The following is a 19,419-nucleotide window of genomic DNA, read 5'->3' on the forward strand; positions in this document are numbered from 1 at the left end:
ACCGACGGGGAGACAACAGTGCGTCATAACATGGCGCACTGCAGGTGGGCCGCGTGGCCCCAAAGCACCCCACAAGCCCCACCCCAAAGCGCCCCTCAGACGCCCGTATGCGCGACCACAAAGTCCTTCACGCGCTGCACATCCGCCGGCAGCACTTCAAAACGCTGCGGCAGCGATTCGAGCCCCGAAAATGCCGCCGGCCGCTCCGGCTCGCGCAGCAGCGCTTCGCGGATCGTCTCGCCGAACTTGATCGGTTGTGCCGTCTCCAGCACGATCATCGGGATGCCCGGCTGCAGATGCTCGCGCGCCACCTTCAGGCCATCGGCCGTATGGGTGTCGATCATCGTGTCGTAGCGTTCGAACACATCGCGGATCGCCTCCACGCGGTCCGCATGGCTGCTGCGGCCCGACACGAAGCCGAACTCCTGCACCCGCGCGAAATCGCCGCTCGCCGCCAGATCGAAACCGCCCTTCTCTTCGACGTCACGGAAGAGTTGCAGCACGCGCGCCGGATCGCGCCCCAGCAGGTCGAACACGAAGCGCTCGAAATTCGACGCCTTCGAGATGTCCATACTCGGGCTGCTGGTGTGATACGTTTCGGCCGCCTTGCGCACGCGGTAGATGCCGGTACGGAAGAACTCGTCGAGGACGTCGTTCTCGTTGGTCGCGACCACCAGCTTCTCAATGGGCAAGCCCATCATCCGCGCGATATGGCCAGCGCAGACGTTGCCGAAATTGCCCGACGGCACAGTGAACGAAACCCGCTCGTCGTTCGACTTCGTCGCGGCGAAATAGCCCTTGAAGTAGTACACGACCTGAGCCACCACACGCGCCCAGTTGATCGAATTGACCGTGCCGATCTTGTACTTCGCCTTGAACGCGTGATCGTTCGAGACGGCCTTGACGATGTCCTGGCAGTCGTCGAAATTGCCTTCCACGGCGAGGTTGAAAATGTTCGGGTCCTGCAGGCTGTACATCTGCGCCGTCTGGAACGCGCTCATCTTCTGATGCGGCGACAACATGAAGACGCGGATGCCCTTCTTGCCGCGCATCGCGTATTCCGCGGCGCTGCCGGTGTCACCGGAAGTGGCGCCGAGGATGTTCAGCGTCTCGCCATGCTTTTCCAGCGCGTATTCGAACAGGTTTCCGATCAACTGCATCGCCATGTCCTTGAACGCCAGCGTCGGACCGTTGGAGAGCTCCAGCAGCGACAGCGGCGCGCCGTTCTCGACGCCCAGCGTTTTCAGCGGCGTGATCTGTGCAGCGCCTTCATCGTCGCGCACATTGCAGTACGTCGCGGCCGTGTAAGTACGGCGCGTGAGCGTGCGTAGATCGTCAGCGGGAATGTCGTCGCTGAATTTCGACAGGATCTCGAACGCGAGATCCGCATACGGCAGCGATCGCCAGCGAGCGAGTTCATCGGCCGAGACCCGCGGATATTCCGCAGGCAAGTACAGGCCGCCATCCTTGGCAAGACCGCCCAGCAGGATCTCGGAAAACGTGTGGCGCTCGCCGGCTCCGGCGCCGCGCGTGGAAAGGTAGTTCATATCAGTCTCTGGCCTAGTTCAGCGCTTCCATGCGCAGCTTGGTCACCCGCGACACAACGGTCGTCAGCGCCTCGATGTTCCTGATCGCCGCGTTGACGTGCTTTTCAACCGTTTCGTGCGTGATCAGGATGATGTCGGTCTCGCCCTTGCCGTTGGCGTCGACCTGCTCCGATTCCTTCTGCAGCAGCGCGTCGATCGAGATGCCCGTGTCCGCGAGGATGCGCGTGATATCGGCGAGCACGCCAGTCACGTCCGCCACCCGCAGACGCAGGTAATAGCTGCTCGTCACTTCGTCGATCGGCAGGATCGGCGTGTTCGACAGGCTGTCCGGCTGGAACGCCAGGTGCGGCACGCGATGCTCCGGGTCCGCTGTATGCAGACGTGTCACGTCCACCAGATCCGCGACCACGGCCGATGCCGTCGGTTCGGCGCCAGCGCCCTTACCGTAGTACAGCGTGGTGCCGACCGCGTCGCCATGCACGACCACCGCGTTCATCGCGCCTTCCACATTCGCCAGCAGGCGTTTCTCGGGAATCAGCGTCGGATGCACGCGCAGTTCGATGCCCTTATCGGTGCGGCGCGCGATGCCCAAGAGCTTGATACGGTAGCCCAGGCTTTCGGCATAGCCGATGTCCTCGCGGGTCAGCCTGGAGATGCCTTAGACGTAGGCCTTGTCGAACTGCATCGGGATGCCGAAGGCGATCGCGCTCATGATGGTGGCCTTGTGCGCGGCGTCGACGCCTTCGATGTCAAAGGTCGGATCGGTTTCGGCGTAGCCCAGTTCCTGCGCGGCCTTCAGCGCGGTCGCGAAGTCGAGCCCGCGGTCGCGCATCTCGGACAGGATGTAGTTCGTCGTGCCGTTGATGATGCCGGCGATGTACTGGATCCGGTTCGCCGTCAGCCCTTCGCGCAGCGCCTTGATGATCGGAATGCCGCCGGCCACGGCCGCTTCGAACGCCACCATCACGCCGTTGGCATGCGCAGCTTCGAAGATCTCGGTGCCGTGCACGGCGAGCAGCGCCTTGTTGGCCGTCACCACATGCTTGCGGTTGGCGATGGCGCGCAGCACCAGCTCGCGCGCAATGCCCGTGCCGCCGATCATTTCCGCGACGATGTCGATGGACGGATCGTCGACCACTGCGGAGAAGTTATCGGTGATCTCAACCGTGCCAGCTTCGGTGCCGAGCGCCGCCGTGGCCTTGGCCGGATTGCGCACGGCAATGCGCGCAATCTCGATGCCCCGCCCGGCGCGTCGTTTGATTTCTTCCTGGTTGCGGCGCAGTACCGTGAAGGTGCCGCTGCCTACCGTGCCGAAGCCCAGCAGTCCAACTTTGATCGGTTCCATGCAGCGTGTGTTTTCGAGTAAGGATTAAGGGAAACGGTTGTCCGGGTCTGTTGCGCCGTGAAGTGCCGCGGTTCGTGGCCGGCGCGTTAAACCGTGTGACGTTTGCGGTAGCTGTCGAGGAAGCGGGCGATCCGGTTGATCGAATCCGCCAGGTCGTCGACATTCGGCAAAAACACGACACGGAAGTGGTCCGGGGTCTTCCAGTTGAAGCCCGTACCCTGCACGAGCAGCACCCGTTCGGCCAGCAGCAGCTCGAGGATGAACTGCTGGTCGTCTTCGATCGGATACATCTTCGGGTCGAGGCGCGGAAACATATACAGCGCCGCATCCGGCTTCACGCAGCTCACGCCGGGAATCGCCGTCAGCATGTCATACGCGAGTTGACGCTGTTTGTACAGACGGCCACTCGGCACGATCAGGTCGTTGATGCTCTGGTAGCCGCCAAGCGCGGTCTGGATCGCATACTGGCCGGGCACGTTCGGGCACAGGCGCATCGACGCGAGAATGCCGAGGCCCTCGAAATAATCTTTGGCATGACGGCGGTTGTCGCCGGCCAGACCCGAGATAAACATCCAGCCGGCGCGGTAGCCGCACGAACGATAGCTCTTCGAGAGGCTGTTGAAAGTCACCGTCAGCACGTCTTCGGAAAGCGCCGCCATCGACGTGTGCTGCTTGCCGTCATAGACGATCTTGTCGTAGACCTCGTCGGCAAAGATTACGAGACCGTGCTTGCGGGCAATCTCGATCAGACCGAGCAGCAGTTCGTCCGAGTACAGCGCGCCGGTCGGGTTGTTCGGGTTGATGACGACGAGCGCGCGCGTGTTGGGCGTAATCCTGGCGCGGATATCGTCCAGATCGGGCATCCAGCCGTTCGATTCGTCGCAGATGTAATGCACCGGCGTGCCGCCCGACAGGCTGACGCCCGCGGTCCACAACGGATAGTCGGGCGCTGGCAGCAGCACTTCGTCGCCGTCATTCAGCAGCCCCTGCATGGCCATCACGATCAGCTCCGACGCGCCGTTGCCGATGTAGATATCGTCCAGCTCGACGCCATGCACGCCCTTTTGCTGGGTGTAATGCATGATCGCCTTGCGTGCGGCAAACACACCTTTCGAGTCGGAATAGCCTGACGAGCCCGGCAGATTCAGGATCATGTCCTGGATTATTTCGTCGGGCGCATCGAAACCGAACGGCGCGAGATTGCCGATGTTCAGCTTGATGATGCGGTGGCCTTCTTCTTCGAGCCGTTTTGCATGTTCGAGGACGGGCCCGCGGATGTCGTAGCAGACGTTCAACAGCTTGTTGGATTTAAGAATCGGTTTCACGGCGGGCACTTCATCCTGGGTAATTAACGGGCCTCGCGGGCCTGTCGGGGTGGCCCGCAATACACGGGCTGTGGGCTATCGGGCGTCTGAATGCGAAGCGGCGATTCTTGCGCGCTCCCGCGGACTTGTCTGATTGGCGCCTGCGGCGGGTTGCGCCGGGTGCTTAGGGAACCATCGACACCCTCGAAGGATCACTCAGCGAACCTTAAGAGAGCGTCTGATAAGCTGTTTGACCAAGCCTGACCCGGCACGTCGACCGGGGTCCAGCAGCTGCTTCGGGCGCGGCTTATGGCGGCACGCGAAGCGGGGGGCGCCGCTGGGCGGCTAAAAAGTTATAATTTAGCGGATTTTGGCCGACTTCCGCAATGCACCAAGTGCATGCAGAAGCCCTTTCGGCCCCTTCGTGTCCATTGCGCGACGCTTTTTTGCCGCGGAACGAACGACTTCGGAAAACCAATTTGAAATTACACCAGGATTCGAGCGGCGCCCTGAACACCGTGACCGGTTACGGCGCCGGCTATGTCGAAATCAACCTCGAGCGCCATGTGGGCAGCATCCTCGTGATGCCGGAAAGCCCCGTCATCGCCTGGCCGGTGGCTTCTTTCGAGGCCCAGAGCCCGGAACATTTCGCCATGCTGATCGAGCCGGCGCCCGAAGTGGTGATCTTCGGCAGCGGCGAACGGCTGCGTTTTCCCCATCCGCGGCTGACCGCTGCGCTCGCGGCACACCGGATCGGCGTCGAGACGATGGACTTCAAGGCCGCCTGCCGCACCTACAACATTCTGATGGCCGAGGGCCGCAAGGTCGCGGCCGCCTTGCTGATCGAAGCCTAGCCGGCGCGGCGCACCCCAGGCCGTGGCCGTCGTGATCGTCAACTGCGCGTCACTTGCGCATGAACTGCGCGACAGCTGTCGGCGGCCAGCCCTGCGCACCCCGGCGTCTCCCCTAACAATACCGAAACGCCGCCCATGCGGCATCGCAAAAGAACAGGCTGATCATCCATGAACGATATGCCGTCCCGGCTACCGCTCAAGCGCACCACTATCCTGCTGCTGGTGCTGGCACTTGCCCTCATCTGGTTCGTGCCGCTCGGCTGGCGCCACCTGCTGCCGAGCGACGAAGGCCGCTACGCCGAAATGGCGCGCGAGATGTTCCTGACCGGCGACTGGATCACGCCGCGTTACAACGGCTACAAGTACTTCGAGAAGCCGCCGCTGCAAACCTGGGCGAATGCGCTGACGTTCGCGTGGTTCGGCATCGGCGAATGGCAGGCGCGGTTTTATACGGCCTTGACCGGCTTCGCGGGCGTCCTGCTGATCGGTTTCACCGGCGCGCGCGTCTTCAATGCCGCCACCGGCGTGTTCGCGGCCATCGTGCTCGCGACCTCGCCGTACTGGAACCTGATGGGCCACTTCAACACGCTGGACATGGGCCTGTCGTTCTGGATGGAGCTAACCCTCTGCGCGCTGCTGCTCGCGCAGCGCCCCAACCTGCCCACCGGCCAGGTGCGGCTGTGGATGTGGATCTGCTGGGCGTCGATGGCGCTCTCGGTGCTCTCGAAGGGCCTCGTCGGCGTGATCCTGCCGGGCGCGGTGCTGGTGCTGTACACGCTGATCGCCCGCGACTGGGCCGTCTGGAAGCGCCTGCATCTGATCGGCGGCCTGATCCTGTTCTTCGCGATCGTCACGCCGTGGTTCGTGCTGGTGCAGCAACGCAATCCTGAATTCCTGAACTTCTTCTTCATCGTCCAGCAGTTCAAGCGCTATCTGACGCCCGAGCAGAACCGCCCTGGTGCGTTCTATTACTTCGTGCCGGTGATCCTGGTGGGTTTCCTGCCCTGGCTCTCCGTGAGCGTGCAGAGCATCCGCCACGCGCTGCGCCTGCCGCGCCAGCCGAACGGCTTCTCGCCGGTCGCCATGCTGCTGGTGTGGACGGTATTCATCTTCCTGTTCTTCAGCGCGTCGCATTCGAAGCTGCTGTCCTACACGCTGCCGATCGCCCCGGCGCTCGCGCTCGTGATCGGCATGTACCTGCCGCTGGTGAGCCCGGCCATGCTGCGCCGCCATCTGGCCGGCTACGCGGTGTTTCTGGTGATCGCTGCCGTCGGCGCGCTATTCATGAGCCGCCTCGGCGACGACCGCAACCCGACCGAGCTGTACATCGCCTACCGCGTCTGGGTGCTGGCCGCTCTCGGCGTCGCGTTTGCCCTGACGCTCGCCGCGCTGTGGCTGAACCGCCACAGCCGCGCCGGCATTCTCGGCGCCACGGCAACGTTCGGCGCGGCGTGGCTGCTGATGGGCACCATTGCCGGCACCGGGCATGACGTGTTCGGGCGTCTCAGCTCGGGCGCTCCGCTTGCCCCCGCCATCAAGGCTGCCATCGCCAGGCTGCCGCCCGATACGCCGTTCTACTCGGTCGGCGTGCTCGATCACACCTTGCCGTTCTATGTCGACCACACGATGATCATGGTCGAACATCCGGATGAACTGGCGTTCGGCGTGTCCGTCGAACCGCAGAAGTGGGTCCCGACGGTCGACGAGTGGATCAAGCGCTGGGACGCGGACCGCTACGCCCTCGCGCTGATTCCGCCGGACCGTTACCAGAAGCTGCTGGCCCAGCATGTGCCGATGCAGGTCGTCGCCAGCGACCCGCGCCGCGTGATCGTCGAAAAGCCCGTGGCCGGCGACGTGGGCAACGCCAGCGCCGCAGCGCCCGGCGCGGCGACCCCCGCTCTAGCAAACCCGCAGCAATGACCCCATATCAGGACCTGAACCCTTGATGAACCCGATTTCGCTCTTTTGCATTCTTGCAGGCGTCACGCTGAATGCCTGCGCCCAGCTCCTGCTTAAGGCCGGCACGAATGCCGTTGGACACTTCGAATTCACCCGTGCGAACATCCTGCCCATTGGCTTCAAGCTGGCGACCCAGTTGCCGATCATCGGCGGGCTCGGTTGCTATGTGATCAGCGTCGCGGTGTGGGTGGTCGGACTGTCGCGAGTGGATGTGTCGATCGCCTATCCGATGCTCTCGCTCGGGTACGTCGTCAACGCCTTCGCCGCCTGGTATCTGTTCGGCGAGGTGCTGTCGGTTCAGCGGCTCGTCGGTATCGGCATCATTCTGATTGGCGTCGTCGTACTGGCGCGAAGCTAGGCGCCGTCGGACTTTGGCCCGGTGTGAGCCGGTTTTTGCCAGTTGCCGCAAGCAGTTTGTTACCGTTGAGGGCCGGCGTGGCAAGCGGGGATGTAAGAGGTGGTAAGCACCCCGCGCAGGCGGCGTTATACCCGCTGACCGCGCCCCGGATTGCCGAAGTATCCTTGCCGGACGTCGTTGTTGTTGGTTGCCGCCCTATTTCTATCGAGCGAAGCATTCATGAGCCAGTCATCAGTCCCGTTTTTGCCGTTTGTCCGTCCGGAAATCGATGAAGAGACCATCCAGGGCGTAGCCGAGGTGTTGCGCTCCGGTTGGATCACCACCGGCCCGCAGAACCAGGCATTCGAAGCCGCGTTGTCGGAGTTCTGCGGCGGCCGTCCCGTGCGCACCTTCAACTCCGGCACGGCCACGCTCGAGATCGGCCTGCGCATCGCCGGTGTGGGCGAAGGCGACGAAGTCATCACCACGCCCGCCTCGTGGGTCTCCACCAGCAACGTGATCTACGAAACCGGTGCGACGCCGGTGTTCGTCGACATCGATCCAAAGACCCGCAACATCGATCTGTATCTGCTCGAGAAGGCCATCACGCCGCGCACCAAGGCGATCATCCCGGTGTATCTGTCGGGTCTGCCGGTCGACATGGACCGCCTCTATGAGATCGCCCGCGCCCACAAGCTGCGTGTGGTCGAAGACGCGGCGCAGGCGTTCGGCGCGACGTGGAAAGGCGAGCGTATCGGCAAGCTTGGCGACATGGTGTCGTTCAGCTTCCATGCCAACAAGAACCTGACTTCGATCGAAGGCGGCGCGCTGGTGCTGAACAACGAGGAAGAGGCCATCCTCGCCCAGAAATACCGCTTGCAAGGCGTCACCCGTACTGGGTTCGACGGCATGGACTGCGACGTGCTCGGCGGCAAATACAATCTGACGGATGTGGCGGCGCGCGTCGGCCTCGGCCAGTTGCCGCATCTGGAGCGCTTCCTTGCGCAGCGCAAGAAGCTAGTGCGGGCCTACTTCGCGGGTCTTGAAGGCGGCGCAGCGGTCAAACTGGGCATAGGTCTGCCGTTTGCTGACTTCGATAACAGCAACTGGCACATGTTCCAGATCACGCTGCCGCTCGAGAAGCTGTCCATCGACCGCGCCGGTTTCATGGGCCAGTTGAAGGAGCGCGGCATCGGCTCGGGCGTGCACTATCCGGCCATCCACCTGTTCACGCTGTATCGCGCGCGCGGTTTCAAGGAAGGCATGTTCCCGCATGCAGAGCGCTTCGGCGCCACCACGGTCACGCTGCCGCTATTCACGCTGATGAACGAAGGCGACGTGGCGCGGGTCTGCCAGGCGGTCAACGAAATTTGCGAACAATACGGAAAATAAGCGGAAATGAGTCAAACGGAACATCGCTCCCCGATGTCTGATACGCCGGAAGTTTCGATCATCATTCCGGTGTACAACGAGGAAGCCGGACTGGCCGCGTTGTTCGCGCGCCTGTATCCGGCGCTCGACGCGCTCGGCACCCGCTATGAAGTGATCTTCATCAACGACGGCAGCCGCGACAAATCCCCGGCGTTGCTGGCCGACCAGTTCCGCAACCGGCCGGACACGACCCGCGTGATCCTTCTGAACGGCAACTACGGCCAGCATATGGCGATTCTCGCCGGCTTCGAGCAGGCGCGCGGCGAGATCATCATCACGCTCGACGCCGACTTGCAGAACCCGCCCGAAGAAATCGCCAAGCTGGTCACGAAGATGCGCGAAGGCTACGACTACGTGGGCACGATTCGCCTGCAGCGTCAGGACAGCCTGTGGCGCCGCAAGGCCTCGCGGGCGATGAACCGTCTGCGCGAACGCATCACCCGGATCAAGATGACAGATCAGGGCTGCATGCTGCGCGCTTACAGCCGGCACATCATCGACACGATCAACCGCTGCGGTGAAATCAACACGTTCATTCCGGCGCTCGCCTACACGTTCGCGCAGAATCCGGTGGAAATCGAAGTCGCCCACGAAGAGCGCTTTGCGGGCGAATCGAAGTATTCGCTGTACTCGCTGATTCGTCTGAACTTCGACCTCGTCACCGGCTTCTCGGTGGTGCCGCTGCAGTGGCTGTCGTTCATCGGGGTGATCCTCTCGCTTGGCTCTGCTGGCCTGTTCGTTCTACTGCTGATTCGCCGCTTCATCATCGGCGCGGAAGTGCAAGGTGTGTTCACGCTGTTTGCTATCACGTTCTTCCTGCTCGGCGTGATCATCTTCGCGCTTGGGCTGCTCGGCGAGTACATTGGCCGGATCTACCAGCAGGTGCGCGCCCGCCCCCGTTATCTGGTGCAAACGATTCTCGAACAGCGCGACGGCGCCGCCGTCGCCGAGGCGCCCCGCCAGGCGCTGGTGCAGGCCGTTCAGGCCGCGCCGCTCATCGATCAGGGACCGAATTCATGAAGCCACGCGCGGTAGTTTTCGCGTATCACAACGTCGGCGTGCGCTGCCTGCAAGTGCTGCTGGCGCGCGGCGTGGAGGTGGCGCTGGTGGTCACCCACGAGGACAGCCCGACCGAGAACATCTGGTTCGGCAGCGTTGCTTCGGTGGCGGCGAGCTATGGGATTCCCACGGTGACGCCGGCCGATCCGAAGAGCGAGGAGCTGCGCGCCGCGGTGAGCGCCGCGCGGCCCGACTTCGTTTTCTCGTTCTACTACCGCCACATGCTGCCGGTCGACCTGCTCGCGCTGGCCACGCGCGGCGCCTACAACATGCACGGCTCGCTGCTGCCCAAGTACCGTGGCCGCGTGCCGACCAACTGGGCCGTGCTAAAGGGCGAAGCCGAAACCGGCGCCACGCTGCACGAAATGGCCGCCAAACCTGATGCAGGCGCGATCATCGCGCAAACGCCGGTGCCGATCCTGCCGGACGATACCGCCGCGCAGGTGTTCGATAAGGTCACGGTGGCCGCCGAGCAGACGCTCTGGCGCGTGCTGCCGGCGCTGCTCGCAGGCGAAGCGCCGCATCTGCCGAACGATCTGGCGCATGGCAGCTACTTCGGCGGGCGCAAGCCCGAAGACGGCCGGATCGACTGGAACCAGCCGGCTCAGGATGTCTACAACCTGATTCGCGCCGTGGCGCCGCCCTATCCCGGCGCGTTCACCGAGATCGACGGCCAGCGCTTCATCGTCGCGCGGGCGCGTCTTGCCCGTCCCGGCGCGCTTCGCTCAGATTTGCCCCCCGGCCTCCACGTAAGCGATAATGCGTTTTTCGCGGTGTGCGGCGATGGCCGCGCCATCGCCATCCACGAATTGCGGCGCCAGCACGAAGGCCAAGAGCCCGTCGTCTCCCCTGCCGAATTCTCCCAGCTCATTCAATCTTCCCGTCATCAATGAAAAAAGTCCTGATTCTGGGTGTCAACGGCTTCATCGGCCATCACCTGTCCAAGCGCATTCTCGAAACGACCGACTGGGAAGTGTTCGGCATGGACATGCAGACCGAACGCCTTGGTGATCTCATCAATCACGAGCGGATGCATTTCTTCGAAGGCGATATCACGATCAACAAGGAGTGGGTCGAGTATCACGTGAAGAAGTGCGACGTGATCCTGCCGCTCGTTGCGATCGCCACGCCGGCCACTTACGTTAAGCAACCGCTGCGCGTGTTCGAGCTCGACTTCGAGGCGAACCTGCCCATCGTGCGTTCGGCTGTGAAGTACGGCAAGCACCTCGTGTTTCCGTCCACCTCCGAGGTGTACGGCATGTGCACGGACGAGCAGTTCGACCCGGAAGAATCGCAACTGACGTACGGCCCGATCAACAAGCCGCGCTGGATCTACGCGTGCTCGAAGCAGTTGATGGACCGCGTGATCTGGGGCTACGGCATGGAGGGCCTCAACTTCACGCTGTTTCGTCCGTTCAACTGGATCGGCCCAGGTCTGGATTCGATCTACACGCCGAAGGAAGGCAGCTCGCGCGTGGTCACGCAGTTCCTCGGCCATATCGTGCGTGGCGAGAACATCAGCCTCGTCGACGGCGGCGCGCAAAAGCGTGCCTTCACGGATATCGATGACGGCATCGGCGCGTTGATGAAAATCATCGAGAACAAGGACGGCATCGCCACCGGCAAGATCTATAACATCGGCAACCCGACCAACAACTTCTCGGTGCGCGAGCTCGCGCACAAGATGCTGGCGCTCGCCGCCGAATTCCCGGAATACGCGGAAACGGCCAAGCAGGTGCAACTGGTCGAAACCTCGTCCGGCGCTTACTACGGCGCGGGCTATCAGGACGTGCAGAACCGCGTGCCGAAGATCGACAACACGATGCAGGAGCTTCACTGGGCGCCGAAGTCGACCTTCGACGAAGCGCTGCGCAAGATTTTCGAAGCGTATCGCGGCCACGTCGCGGAAGCACGCGCTCTTGTCGAACAGCAATAATTAAGGGCTGATCCTTGGCTCGTATCGTCCTGAAGATCGACGTCGACACGCTGCGCGGTACTCGCGAAGGCGTGCCGAACCTCGCCCGCATCTTCGACCGTTTCAAGGCGCGCGCCACCTTCCTGTTCAGCCTCGGGCCCGACCACACCGGTTGGGCGATGCGCCGCGTGCTGCGGCCGGGTTTTCTACAGAAGGTATCGCGCACTTCGGTAGTCGAGCATTACGGTATCAAGCAATTGATGTACGGCGTGCTGCTGCCCGGGCCGGATATCGGCGCGCGGGCCGCGTCGGACATGCGTGCGATCCATGAGGCCGGCTTCGAGTGCGGCATTCACACGTGGGACCACGTCTACTGGCAGGACAACGTGCGCACGCGGGCTCGCGACTGGACCGTCGCGCAGATGCAGGCGAGTCACAACCGTTTCATCGAAATTTTCGGCACGCCGCCCGTCACGCACGGCGCCGCCGGCTGGCAGATGAACGGCCACGCGTTCGAGCAGATCGACGCGTGGGGCATGCAGTATGCGTCCGACGGGCGCGGTCATTCGCCGTATTTCCCCGTAGTAGACGGCAAGACCCTCTCGCACGTACAGATGCCCACCACGCTGCCCACGCTCGACGAAGTGCTGGGCGTCGACGGTGTCGACCTGGACAACGTTGCCGCGTGGATGTTGAAGCGCACCGAGAACAATCCGCACGACCAGGTGTACACGCTGCACGCCGAGCTCGAAGGACAAAAGCTCGCGCCGGTGTTCGAACAACTGCTGGACGGCTGGCGCGCTCAAGGCCACACGTTCGCCACGATGGGCGACTATCATGCCGCGCTGGACCGCAGTACGCTGCCATCGTACCCTGTCACCTGGGGTGAAATTCCTGGCCGTTCCGGCGAATTGATCGTGCAGCCGTCGTGAGCCGGGGCGCGGCAGATCAGCCTGACGCCTGACCATAACAACCGGAGAACCTCGTGCCCATCGCAGTCGACCAACCCGTCCCCGACTTTACCGCCCCCGCAACCGGTGGCGAGATTACGCTGTCCAGTCTTCGGGGCAAAAAGGTGGTGCTGTATTTTTACCCGAAGGACAACACGCCAGGTTGCACGACCGAAGGTCTGCAGTTCCGCGATCTGTATCCGAAGTTCAAGAAGGCTGGCGCAGAGATTCTCGGCGTCTCGCGCGACAGCCTGCGCTCGCATGACAACTTCAAGGCCAAGCTCGAACTGCCGTTCCCGCTGATCTCGGATCCAGAGGAAACGCTCTGCGCGCTCTTCAACGTCATCAAAATGAAGAAAATGTATGGCAAAGAAGTACGGGGAATCGAACGATCGACGTTTGTCATCGACAGCGAGGGCGTCCTTCGCCAGGAGTGGCGTGGCGTGAAAGTACCAGGTCACGTCGATGACATTCTGGAGGCTGTACAAGCGCTGTGAGGCGCGTTATATTGGGCTGCAATGAGTGCCTGTCCACCCCATACTTTCCGCGGCTGCGCCGCTTGTCACGCCTCTGTCGTTGAGGCTGTGAGGCGCAACGCGATGACCGAAGTCGAGCCGCTTGCCCCGTTTGCCGGGGCGGCGGCTTTTTTAATTGCGCGAAGCCGTTCTTTTATCAGGCCACGCGCTCTCGTCAAGGAGCCGATCGAAAACCAGGCGAACCGGCATTTTTAGACCGAAGCGCGCCTCCGGGCGCAAACTGCGTGGGCCTTTTGGCACACCAGCAGAATGCGACAGGCGGCGCACGATATGTGACCCGATTATTTCGAGGGAAACCATGCCTTTGCCTACCGCACCCAGCAAGCTCGGCAATCTCTTACCGGCTGACGAATACAAGGCTAAAGCCACGCCGGCCCGGTCCGCCAAAAAACAGGCGGTTGACGGGGAGCAAGCCGAGTCGGCCGATTTCGGCCAAGCCAACGTCGCGACGCCTATGGCACGCGCCGCCAACGCCGCTACTACCTTGCGGCCGGTTCCTGCGTCTTCTTCTGCCGATACCGCCGCTGAACAGGCTGCTCCCGCTCGCAGCCGGAAAAGCAAACAAACCGCCGCGTTGCTGCAACCGGTGCCGGCGCCTGCCGTCCGCCAGCAGCCCGCGCACGTCGAGCCTGAGCAACCTGCCACCGCGGAACCCGTGGTGGCCCGCGCCGGCAAGCAGCCATCGGCCAATACGGCGGCCACGCCGGCCGCAGCGACCCGCGGCAGCGCCAAGAAGCGCGGCGGCGCAGCCGAACAGGTCGAAACCCGCAAGCTGTTCGTGCTCGATACGAACGTGCTGATGCACGATCCGACTTGCCTGTTCCGTTTCGAGGAACACGACGTCTATCTGCCGATGATGACGTTGGAAGAACTCGACAACCACAAGAAGGGCATGTCGGAAGTCGCGCGTAATGCGCGTCAGGTCAGCCGCACGCTGGACGCGCTGGTCGCCAACGGCGGCAATATGTCGGATGGCATTTCGCTGTCGCGCCTGGGCAGCCGCGAGGCCGCCGGACGCCTGTTTTTCCAGACCAAGCTGACGGATATCGAACCGGTCGAAGGCCTGCCGCAAGGCAAGGCGGACAACCAGATTCTCGGCGTGGTGCGCGCGTTGCAGCGCGACCGCATGGACCGCCAGGTCGTGCTGGTGTCGAAAGACATCAACATGCGGATCAAGGCGCATGCGCTGGGTCTGCCTGCCGAGGATTACTTCAACGACCAGGTCCTCGAAGACAAGGACCTGCTCTATTCCGGCATTCGCGCGCTGCCGCAGGACTTCTGGACCAAACATGCCAAGGGCATGGAAAGCTGGCAGGACACCAAGACGGGCACCACGTATTACCGCGTGACCGGGCCGTTGTGCGCCTCGATGCTGGTCAACGAGTTCGTGTATCTGGAGCCGCAGAACGGCGAACCGGCATTTCACGCGCTGGTGCGTGAGCTGAACGGCAAGACCGCCCTGCTGCAGACCTTGCGCGACTACGGCCACCACAAGAACAACGTGTGGGGCATTACGGCGCGCAATCGCGAGCAGAACTTTGCGCTCAACCTGCTGATGAATCCGGAGATCGACTTCGTCACGCTGCTTGGCCAGGCCGGTACCGGCAAGACGCTCGTCGCACTAGCTGCGGGGCTTGCACAGGTGCTAGACGACAAGCGCTACAACGAAATCATCGTGACACGGGCCACCGTGCCGGTCGGTGAAGACATCGGCTTTCTGCCGGGTACGGAAGAGGAAAAGATGCAGCCGTGGATGGGTGCATTCGACGACAACCTCGAAGTGCTGCAGAAGACCGACGACGCTGCCGGCGAATGGGGCCGTGCCGCGACCCAGGAACTGATCCGTTCGCGCCTGAAGATCAAGAGCATGAACTTCATGCGCGGCCGGACTTTCGTCGACAAGTATCTGATCATCGACGAGGCCCAGAACCTGACGCCGAAGCAGATGAAGACGCTGGTCACGCGCGCCGGTCCGGGCACGAAAATCATCTGCCTTGGCAACATCGCGCAGATCGATACGCCGTATCTGACGGAAGGCAGTTCGGGGCTCACCTACGTGGTGGATCGCTTCAAGGGCTGGGCGCATAGCGGGCACGTGACGCTGGCGCGCGGCGAGAGGTCGCGTCTCGCGGATTACGCGTCCGAGATCCTCTAAGCCAAGCTCAAGCCGAGCTGTTGCACGGTTTTCGAGTTGTTCCAAAGCCGCGCCAGGGTTATACCGGGCGCGGCTTTTTTTGTATGTCCGGCGCGCCCGGGCCCACTTTTACGTCCCGGTGGCGCCACACTTAGCGCGTAAACTTCAAGTAATTTATCAACTTTGCTTGCTCACGCCATGGTGGACGGGCTACCATCCCGACATCGCCCGCTTTAAGCGAGTGTTTACGCTCGCCTCGTCTCAATGCGTCGACTTGGGTTTTCGCTGCTTATCCTTTTGCTGCTCGCCGCCTGTTCCAGCGAGCCGCAGCGGATTTCGCGCAGCTCAAGCGGTTCTTCTTCGGCGTCCAACGGCGCTTATCGCACTCCCCCGCCCGGTTTCCCGAACTTCGTCGATCACAGCGTCGGACGCGAGGAAATCTCCATTGAGGCGATGGGCCTCGTCGGGATTCCATACCGCTGGGGCGGCAACACGCCGGATAGCGGCTTCGATTGCAGCGGCCTGGTTCGGTATGTGGTGGCACGCGCGGCCTCGGTAAATCTGCCGCGCACCACGGCAGATATGAGCGGGAGCGGCGAATCGATCGAGCCCGATGGCGTTGCGCCGGGCGACCTGATTTTCTTTAACACCACCGGACGCCCCCATTCGCACGTCGGTATTTACGTCGGCAAACTGCGCTTCGTCAATGCGCCGTCGACGGGCGGCACGGTGCGGATCGATTATCTGACCAATCCGTATTGGGCCAAGCGGTTTGACGGCATTCGCCGGGTCGCCGCGCCAACTCATGCGCCGGCTCCGTTCGAGACGCCGACGTATCAGGCTTCGAATCCGCCGGAGAAGGTTGCTCCTGTGCCGTCGCAGGCGCTGCCACAGGCTTCGTATGCGGGTGCGGACGGTGCGATGGTAGTCCCTGCGCAGCAGCAGCGGCCGCTTGCGGAACCGCGGCAACCGGCTTATACGGAAACTGCGCCTGCGGCAGTTCCATTGCAGCAAGAGCCTCAGCAGCGGGTAGCAGCCTCGATGCAGGCACCACTGACCGACACTTCAGCTCGAGCCATGAGCCAGCCCGCCGCAGCGTCTGACGATGCGTTCGAGCCGCCGCCTCCGGCAATGAGCGCCGCCCAGATGCAGGCGCGTGAAGCAGGCGCGGTCTCGCCCGTGCCGGCGAGTGTCGCCCACGCACCAGACCCGATCGACGCCGCGGCCGACGCTTTCGAACCGCCGCCCCCCGCGTCCGTTGCTATTCGCCAGGAGCAACAGGTGGGCACGACGGGCTCCGCTGGCAGTGTGCAGATCATGCGAGCCTCAACGGGGTCACGTGCTATCACGGCCCCTACGCAGTCCAGCGACGATCCGATCGCGCACTTCGCCAACGGCAATTTCTGACGGACGCCGCCGGAAATGTAGCTGGTGGCCTGAAAGGTCATTCGCCCCCGTCTGACACGCAGGATTGAGCTATCTGCTATCGTCTCCGATATTCCTAAGACGGGCAGGTAAGGTACTCACCATGGAACTTGGACTGAAAAACAAAGTGGTGCTGGTCACAGGTGGCAGCAAAGGAATCGGCCTCGCCTGCGCGCGAGCGTTTGCAGCCGAAGGCGCCAAAGTTGCGATCGTCTCGCGTGATCCGGCGAATCTCGCCCGCGCCCGCGAGCAGCTGGCGAGCGAGGGTCTGCACGTGCATCTCACGCGCGCCGACCTGCACGAGCCGCACGGCGCGGCCGATATCGTCGAAGAAGTCACCACCGCGGTCGGTCCGATCGACGTGCTGATCAATAGCGCCGGCGCCGCCCGTCGCTACGACCCGGAAACGCTCAATGCCGAAGCCTTCCGGGCGACGATGGAAGCCAAATACTTCCCGTACATCTATCCGCAGCAGGAAGTGTTGAAGCGCATGGCGGAACGGGTGAAATCAGGAGCCAGCGCCGAGCCGGGAACGATCGTCAACATCATCGGCATGGGCGGCAAGATGGCGAGCGATATCCATATCGCCGGCGGCGCTGCCAATGCGGCGCTGATGCTGGCAACGGTCGGGCTCGCGCACTACTACGCGCGCTATGGCATCCGCATCAACGCGATCAATCCCGGCGCGACGCTGACGGAGCGCGTCGAGGAGGCATTGCAACTGGAAGCGGGTCAGCAAGGGATCGACACCAAGGAGGCGTTGGCACGCGGTGAAGCCAAGGTGCCGCTCGGGCGCTTCGCCAAACCCGAGGAAATCGCCGACGTCGCGCTGTTTCTGGCGAGCCGCCGCGCGAGCTACGTAACAGGCGCGATCGTCCCGATGGACGGGTGCAGCGCGCCGATCATTTGAGCGCGGGCGCGCCAGCCAGCCTCGGAAGCAAGACCAGAATTACAGCAAGCGATGGCCGAGCCACCAGCCCGCTGCAGCGAGCGCCGCTGACGCGGGGATGGTCAGAATCCACGCCCAGACAATATTGCCTGCCACGCCCCAGCGCACCGCGCTGAGTTTTTGCGTAGCGCCAACGCCGACAATCGCGCCGGTAATCGTATGGGTGGTGGACACTGGAATGCCGAGGAACGAGGCAATAAACAACGTAATCGCACCGCCCGATTCCGCGCAAAAACCGCCGACCGGCTTGAGCTTGGTGATCTTCTGCCCCATCGTGCGGACAATGCGCCAGCCGCCGAACAGTGTGCCCAACCCCATCGAAAGATAGCAGCCGCCGATCACCCACAGCGGCGGCGCGTCGGCGAGCGACGATGCATAGCCCGTCGCGATCAGCAGCATCCAGATGATGCCGATGGTTTTCTGCGCGTCGTTACCGCCGTGCCCGAGGCTATACATGCCGGCCGAAATCAGCTGATAGCGCCGAAAGCGTCCGTCAACCTTGCTCGGTGGTGTGCGGAAGTAGATCCACGACACCGCCAGCATGAAGAACGAGCCAAGCACAAAACCCAGCAGCGGCGAAATGAAGATGAACGCGACAGTCTTCATCAATCCGTCCAGGTTGAGCGAATGCCAGCCCGATTTGGCGAGCGCGGCGCCCACCAAACCGCCGATCAGCGCATGCGAGGAGCTCGACGGAATGCCGTAATGCCACGTGACGATGTTCCAGCCGATCGCGCCGACCAGCGCGCCGAAAATCACGTAGTGGTCGACGATGGCCGGATCGATCGTGCCCTTGCCGACTGTCTGCGCGACTTTCAGGTGAAAGATGAAGTAGGCAATGACGTTGAACGCTGCGGCGAAAGCAACCGCCTGCTGCGGCTTGAGAACGCCGGTCGAGACGACGGTGGCGATCGAGTTCGCCGCGTCGTGGAAGCCGTTCATGAAGTCGAACACCAGCGACACGGCGACCAGGGTGACGACCACCCAGATGGCGAGTTGTATCGATTGCATTAGGCGTTTTCCAGCACGATGCCTTCGAGAATGTTCGCCACGTCCTCACATTTGTCAGTGATGGTTTCGAGCAGTTCGTAGATCGCCTTCAGCTTGATCAGCGTCTTGACGTTGTCTTCCTCGCGAAAGAGCTTCGATATGGCCGAGCGCAGCACGCGGTCGGCTTCGGATTCCAGACGGTCGATATCCTCGCAGGCCTTCAGGATCTGGCTTGCCTGCTTCATGTCCGACAGCAGGCTGACCGCAAACTGCACGCGCTCGGCGGTCGCTGTGCAGATATGCGCCAACTGGCTGGCCTCAGAGGTCACCGCCTGCACGTCATAGAGCGAAATCGCGGTGGCAACGTCCTCCATCAGGTCGAGGATGTCGTCCATCGTGGTGATCAACTTGTGGATTTCGTCGCGGTCGAGCGGCGTGATGAAAGTCTTGTGCAGCAGGTCAATGGTTTCGTGCGTGAGCTTGTCTGCAGCCTTTTCGGCCTTCTGCACGTTTTGCTTATGGACCTCGGCGTCTTGCAGGTTGTCGATCAGCAGCTCGAGTTCGTGGCTCGCCGAAACAATGCAATTTGCGTGCTGGTTGAAGATTTCAAAGAACTTGCCCTCGGTGGGCATGAATCGACCGAACATTGGAATCCCGGGAATTGGTCACATTGCGACTGACATA

At 62.6% G+C, this 19,419-nt stretch carries 17 protein-coding genes and 1 pseudogene; 13 read left to right on the forward strand and 5 right to left on the reverse strand.

Annotation, left to right across the window (positions count from 1 at the left end; genetic code table 11):
* Positions 1-95 precede the first annotated feature (95 nt).
* From thrC to M0954_RS20550, 3 genes and pseudogenes are all read right to left on the reverse strand, one after another.
* Positions 96-1,547 carry a threonine synthase gene (gene thrC, locus M0954_RS20540; RefSeq protein ID WP_297355199.1) on the reverse strand — a complete coding sequence of 484 codons (1,452 nt, stop codon included), beginning with the start codon at positions 1,545-1,547 and terminating at the stop codon, positions 96-98.
* Between the two features lie 13 nt (positions 1,548-1,560).
* Positions 1,561-2,892, reverse strand: a pseudogene (locus M0954_RS20545) (homoserine dehydrogenase).
* 86 nt (positions 2,893-2,978) lie between these two features.
* Positions 2,979-4,226: a pyridoxal phosphate-dependent aminotransferase gene (locus tag M0954_RS20550; RefSeq protein WP_122154582.1), complete on the reverse strand. Its 1,248-nt coding sequence runs from the start codon at positions 4,224-4,226 to the stop codon at positions 2,979-2,981.
* 449 nt (positions 4,227-4,675) lie between these two features.
* Here M0954_RS20550 and M0954_RS20555 point away from each other — a divergent pair, with 449 nt between their 5' ends.
* From M0954_RS20555 to M0954_RS20615, 13 genes are all read left to right on the forward strand, one after another.
* Positions 4,676-5,050, forward strand: coding sequence for an Mth938-like domain-containing protein (locus M0954_RS20555; protein WP_297355239.1), 375 nt, complete (start codon positions 4,676-4,678; stop codon positions 5,048-5,050).
* Between the two features lie 168 nt (positions 5,051-5,218).
* Positions 5,219-6,970 (forward strand): glycosyltransferase family 39 protein, encoded by a 1,752-nt coding sequence (locus M0954_RS20560; RefSeq protein ID WP_123384149.1) that lies wholly within the window; start codon positions 5,219-5,221, stop codon positions 6,968-6,970.
* A gap of 25 nt (positions 6,971-6,995) precedes the next feature.
* Positions 6,996-7,367 carry an EamA family transporter gene (locus M0954_RS20565; RefSeq protein WP_122154579.1) on the forward strand — a complete coding sequence of 124 codons (372 nt, stop codon included), beginning with the start codon at positions 6,996-6,998 and terminating at the stop codon, positions 7,365-7,367.
* A 219-nt stretch (positions 7,368-7,586) separates the two neighbouring features.
* Entirely contained in the window at positions 7,587-8,738 is a 1,152-nt protein-coding gene (locus M0954_RS20570) for a DegT/DnrJ/EryC1/StrS aminotransferase family protein (RefSeq protein ID WP_297355201.1), read from the forward strand.
* A gap of 6 nt (positions 8,739-8,744) precedes the next feature.
* Positions 8,745-9,797 carry a glycosyltransferase gene (locus tag M0954_RS20575; protein WP_122154577.1) on the forward strand — a complete coding sequence of 351 codons (1,053 nt, stop codon included), beginning with the start codon at positions 8,745-8,747 and terminating at the stop codon, positions 9,795-9,797.
* The gene (locus M0954_RS20580; protein WP_297355203.1) at positions 9,794-10,729 is read left to right on the forward strand and encodes a formyltransferase; all 936 of its coding nucleotides are present in this window, start codon (positions 9,794-9,796) and stop codon (positions 10,727-10,729) included. The genes M0954_RS20575 and M0954_RS20580 overlap by 4 nt, the downstream gene beginning before the upstream one ends.
* The gene (locus M0954_RS20585) at positions 10,726-11,772 is read left to right on the forward strand and encodes a bifunctional UDP-4-keto-pentose/UDP-xylose synthase (RefSeq protein WP_122154575.1); all 1,047 of its coding nucleotides are present in this window, start codon (positions 10,726-10,728) and stop codon (positions 11,770-11,772) included. Before M0954_RS20580 ends, M0954_RS20585 begins: the two co-directional genes overlap by 4 nt.
* Before the next feature lie 14 nt (positions 11,773-11,786).
* Positions 11,787-12,683 (forward strand): polysaccharide deacetylase family protein, encoded by an 897-nt coding sequence (locus tag M0954_RS20590; protein ID WP_297355205.1) that lies wholly within the window; start codon positions 11,787-11,789, stop codon positions 12,681-12,683.
* 53 nt (positions 12,684-12,736) lie between these two features.
* Positions 12,737-13,198: a peroxiredoxin gene (locus M0954_RS20595; protein WP_122154573.1), complete on the forward strand. Its 462-nt coding sequence runs from the start codon at positions 12,737-12,739 to the stop codon at positions 13,196-13,198.
* Positions 13,199-13,300: 102 nt separating this feature from the next.
* Positions 13,301-13,432 carry a hypothetical protein gene (locus tag M0954_RS20600; protein ID WP_297355207.1) on the forward strand — a complete coding sequence of 44 codons (132 nt, stop codon included), beginning with the start codon at positions 13,301-13,303 and terminating at the stop codon, positions 13,430-13,432.
* 103 nt (positions 13,433-13,535) lie between these two features.
* Positions 13,536-15,392 (forward strand): PhoH family protein, encoded by a 1,857-nt coding sequence (locus M0954_RS20605; protein ID WP_297355209.1) that lies wholly within the window; start codon positions 13,536-13,538, stop codon positions 15,390-15,392.
* Between the two features lie 243 nt (positions 15,393-15,635).
* The gene (locus tag M0954_RS20610; protein ID WP_297355211.1) at positions 15,636-16,778 is read left to right on the forward strand and encodes an NlpC/P60 family protein; all 1,143 of its coding nucleotides are present in this window, start codon (positions 15,636-15,638) and stop codon (positions 16,776-16,778) included.
* A gap of 121 nt (positions 16,779-16,899) precedes the next feature.
* Positions 16,900-17,706, forward strand: coding sequence for an SDR family oxidoreductase (locus M0954_RS20615; protein ID WP_122154570.1), 807 nt, complete (start codon positions 16,900-16,902; stop codon positions 17,704-17,706).
* A gap of 39 nt (positions 17,707-17,745) precedes the next feature.
* On the opposite strand, the gene M0954_RS20620 is transcribed toward M0954_RS20615, so the two are convergent.
* Together M0954_RS20620 and M0954_RS20625 are read right to left on the reverse strand one after the other, a co-directional pair.
* Positions 17,746-18,756: an inorganic phosphate transporter gene (locus tag M0954_RS20620; protein ID WP_297355213.1), complete on the reverse strand. Its 1,011-nt coding sequence runs from the start codon at positions 18,754-18,756 to the stop codon at positions 17,746-17,748.
* A complete protein-coding gene (locus tag M0954_RS20625; RefSeq protein WP_122154568.1) occupies positions 18,756-19,382 on the reverse strand; it encodes a DUF47 domain-containing protein in 627 nt (208 codons plus the stop codon). The genes M0954_RS20620 and M0954_RS20625 overlap by 1 nt, the downstream gene beginning before the upstream one ends.
* Positions 19,383-19,419: the final 37 nt, after the last annotated feature.

Source organism: Paraburkholderia sp., assembly GCF_026225065.1.
Lineage (GTDB): Bacteria > Pseudomonadota > Gammaproteobacteria > Burkholderiales > Burkholderiaceae > Paraburkholderia.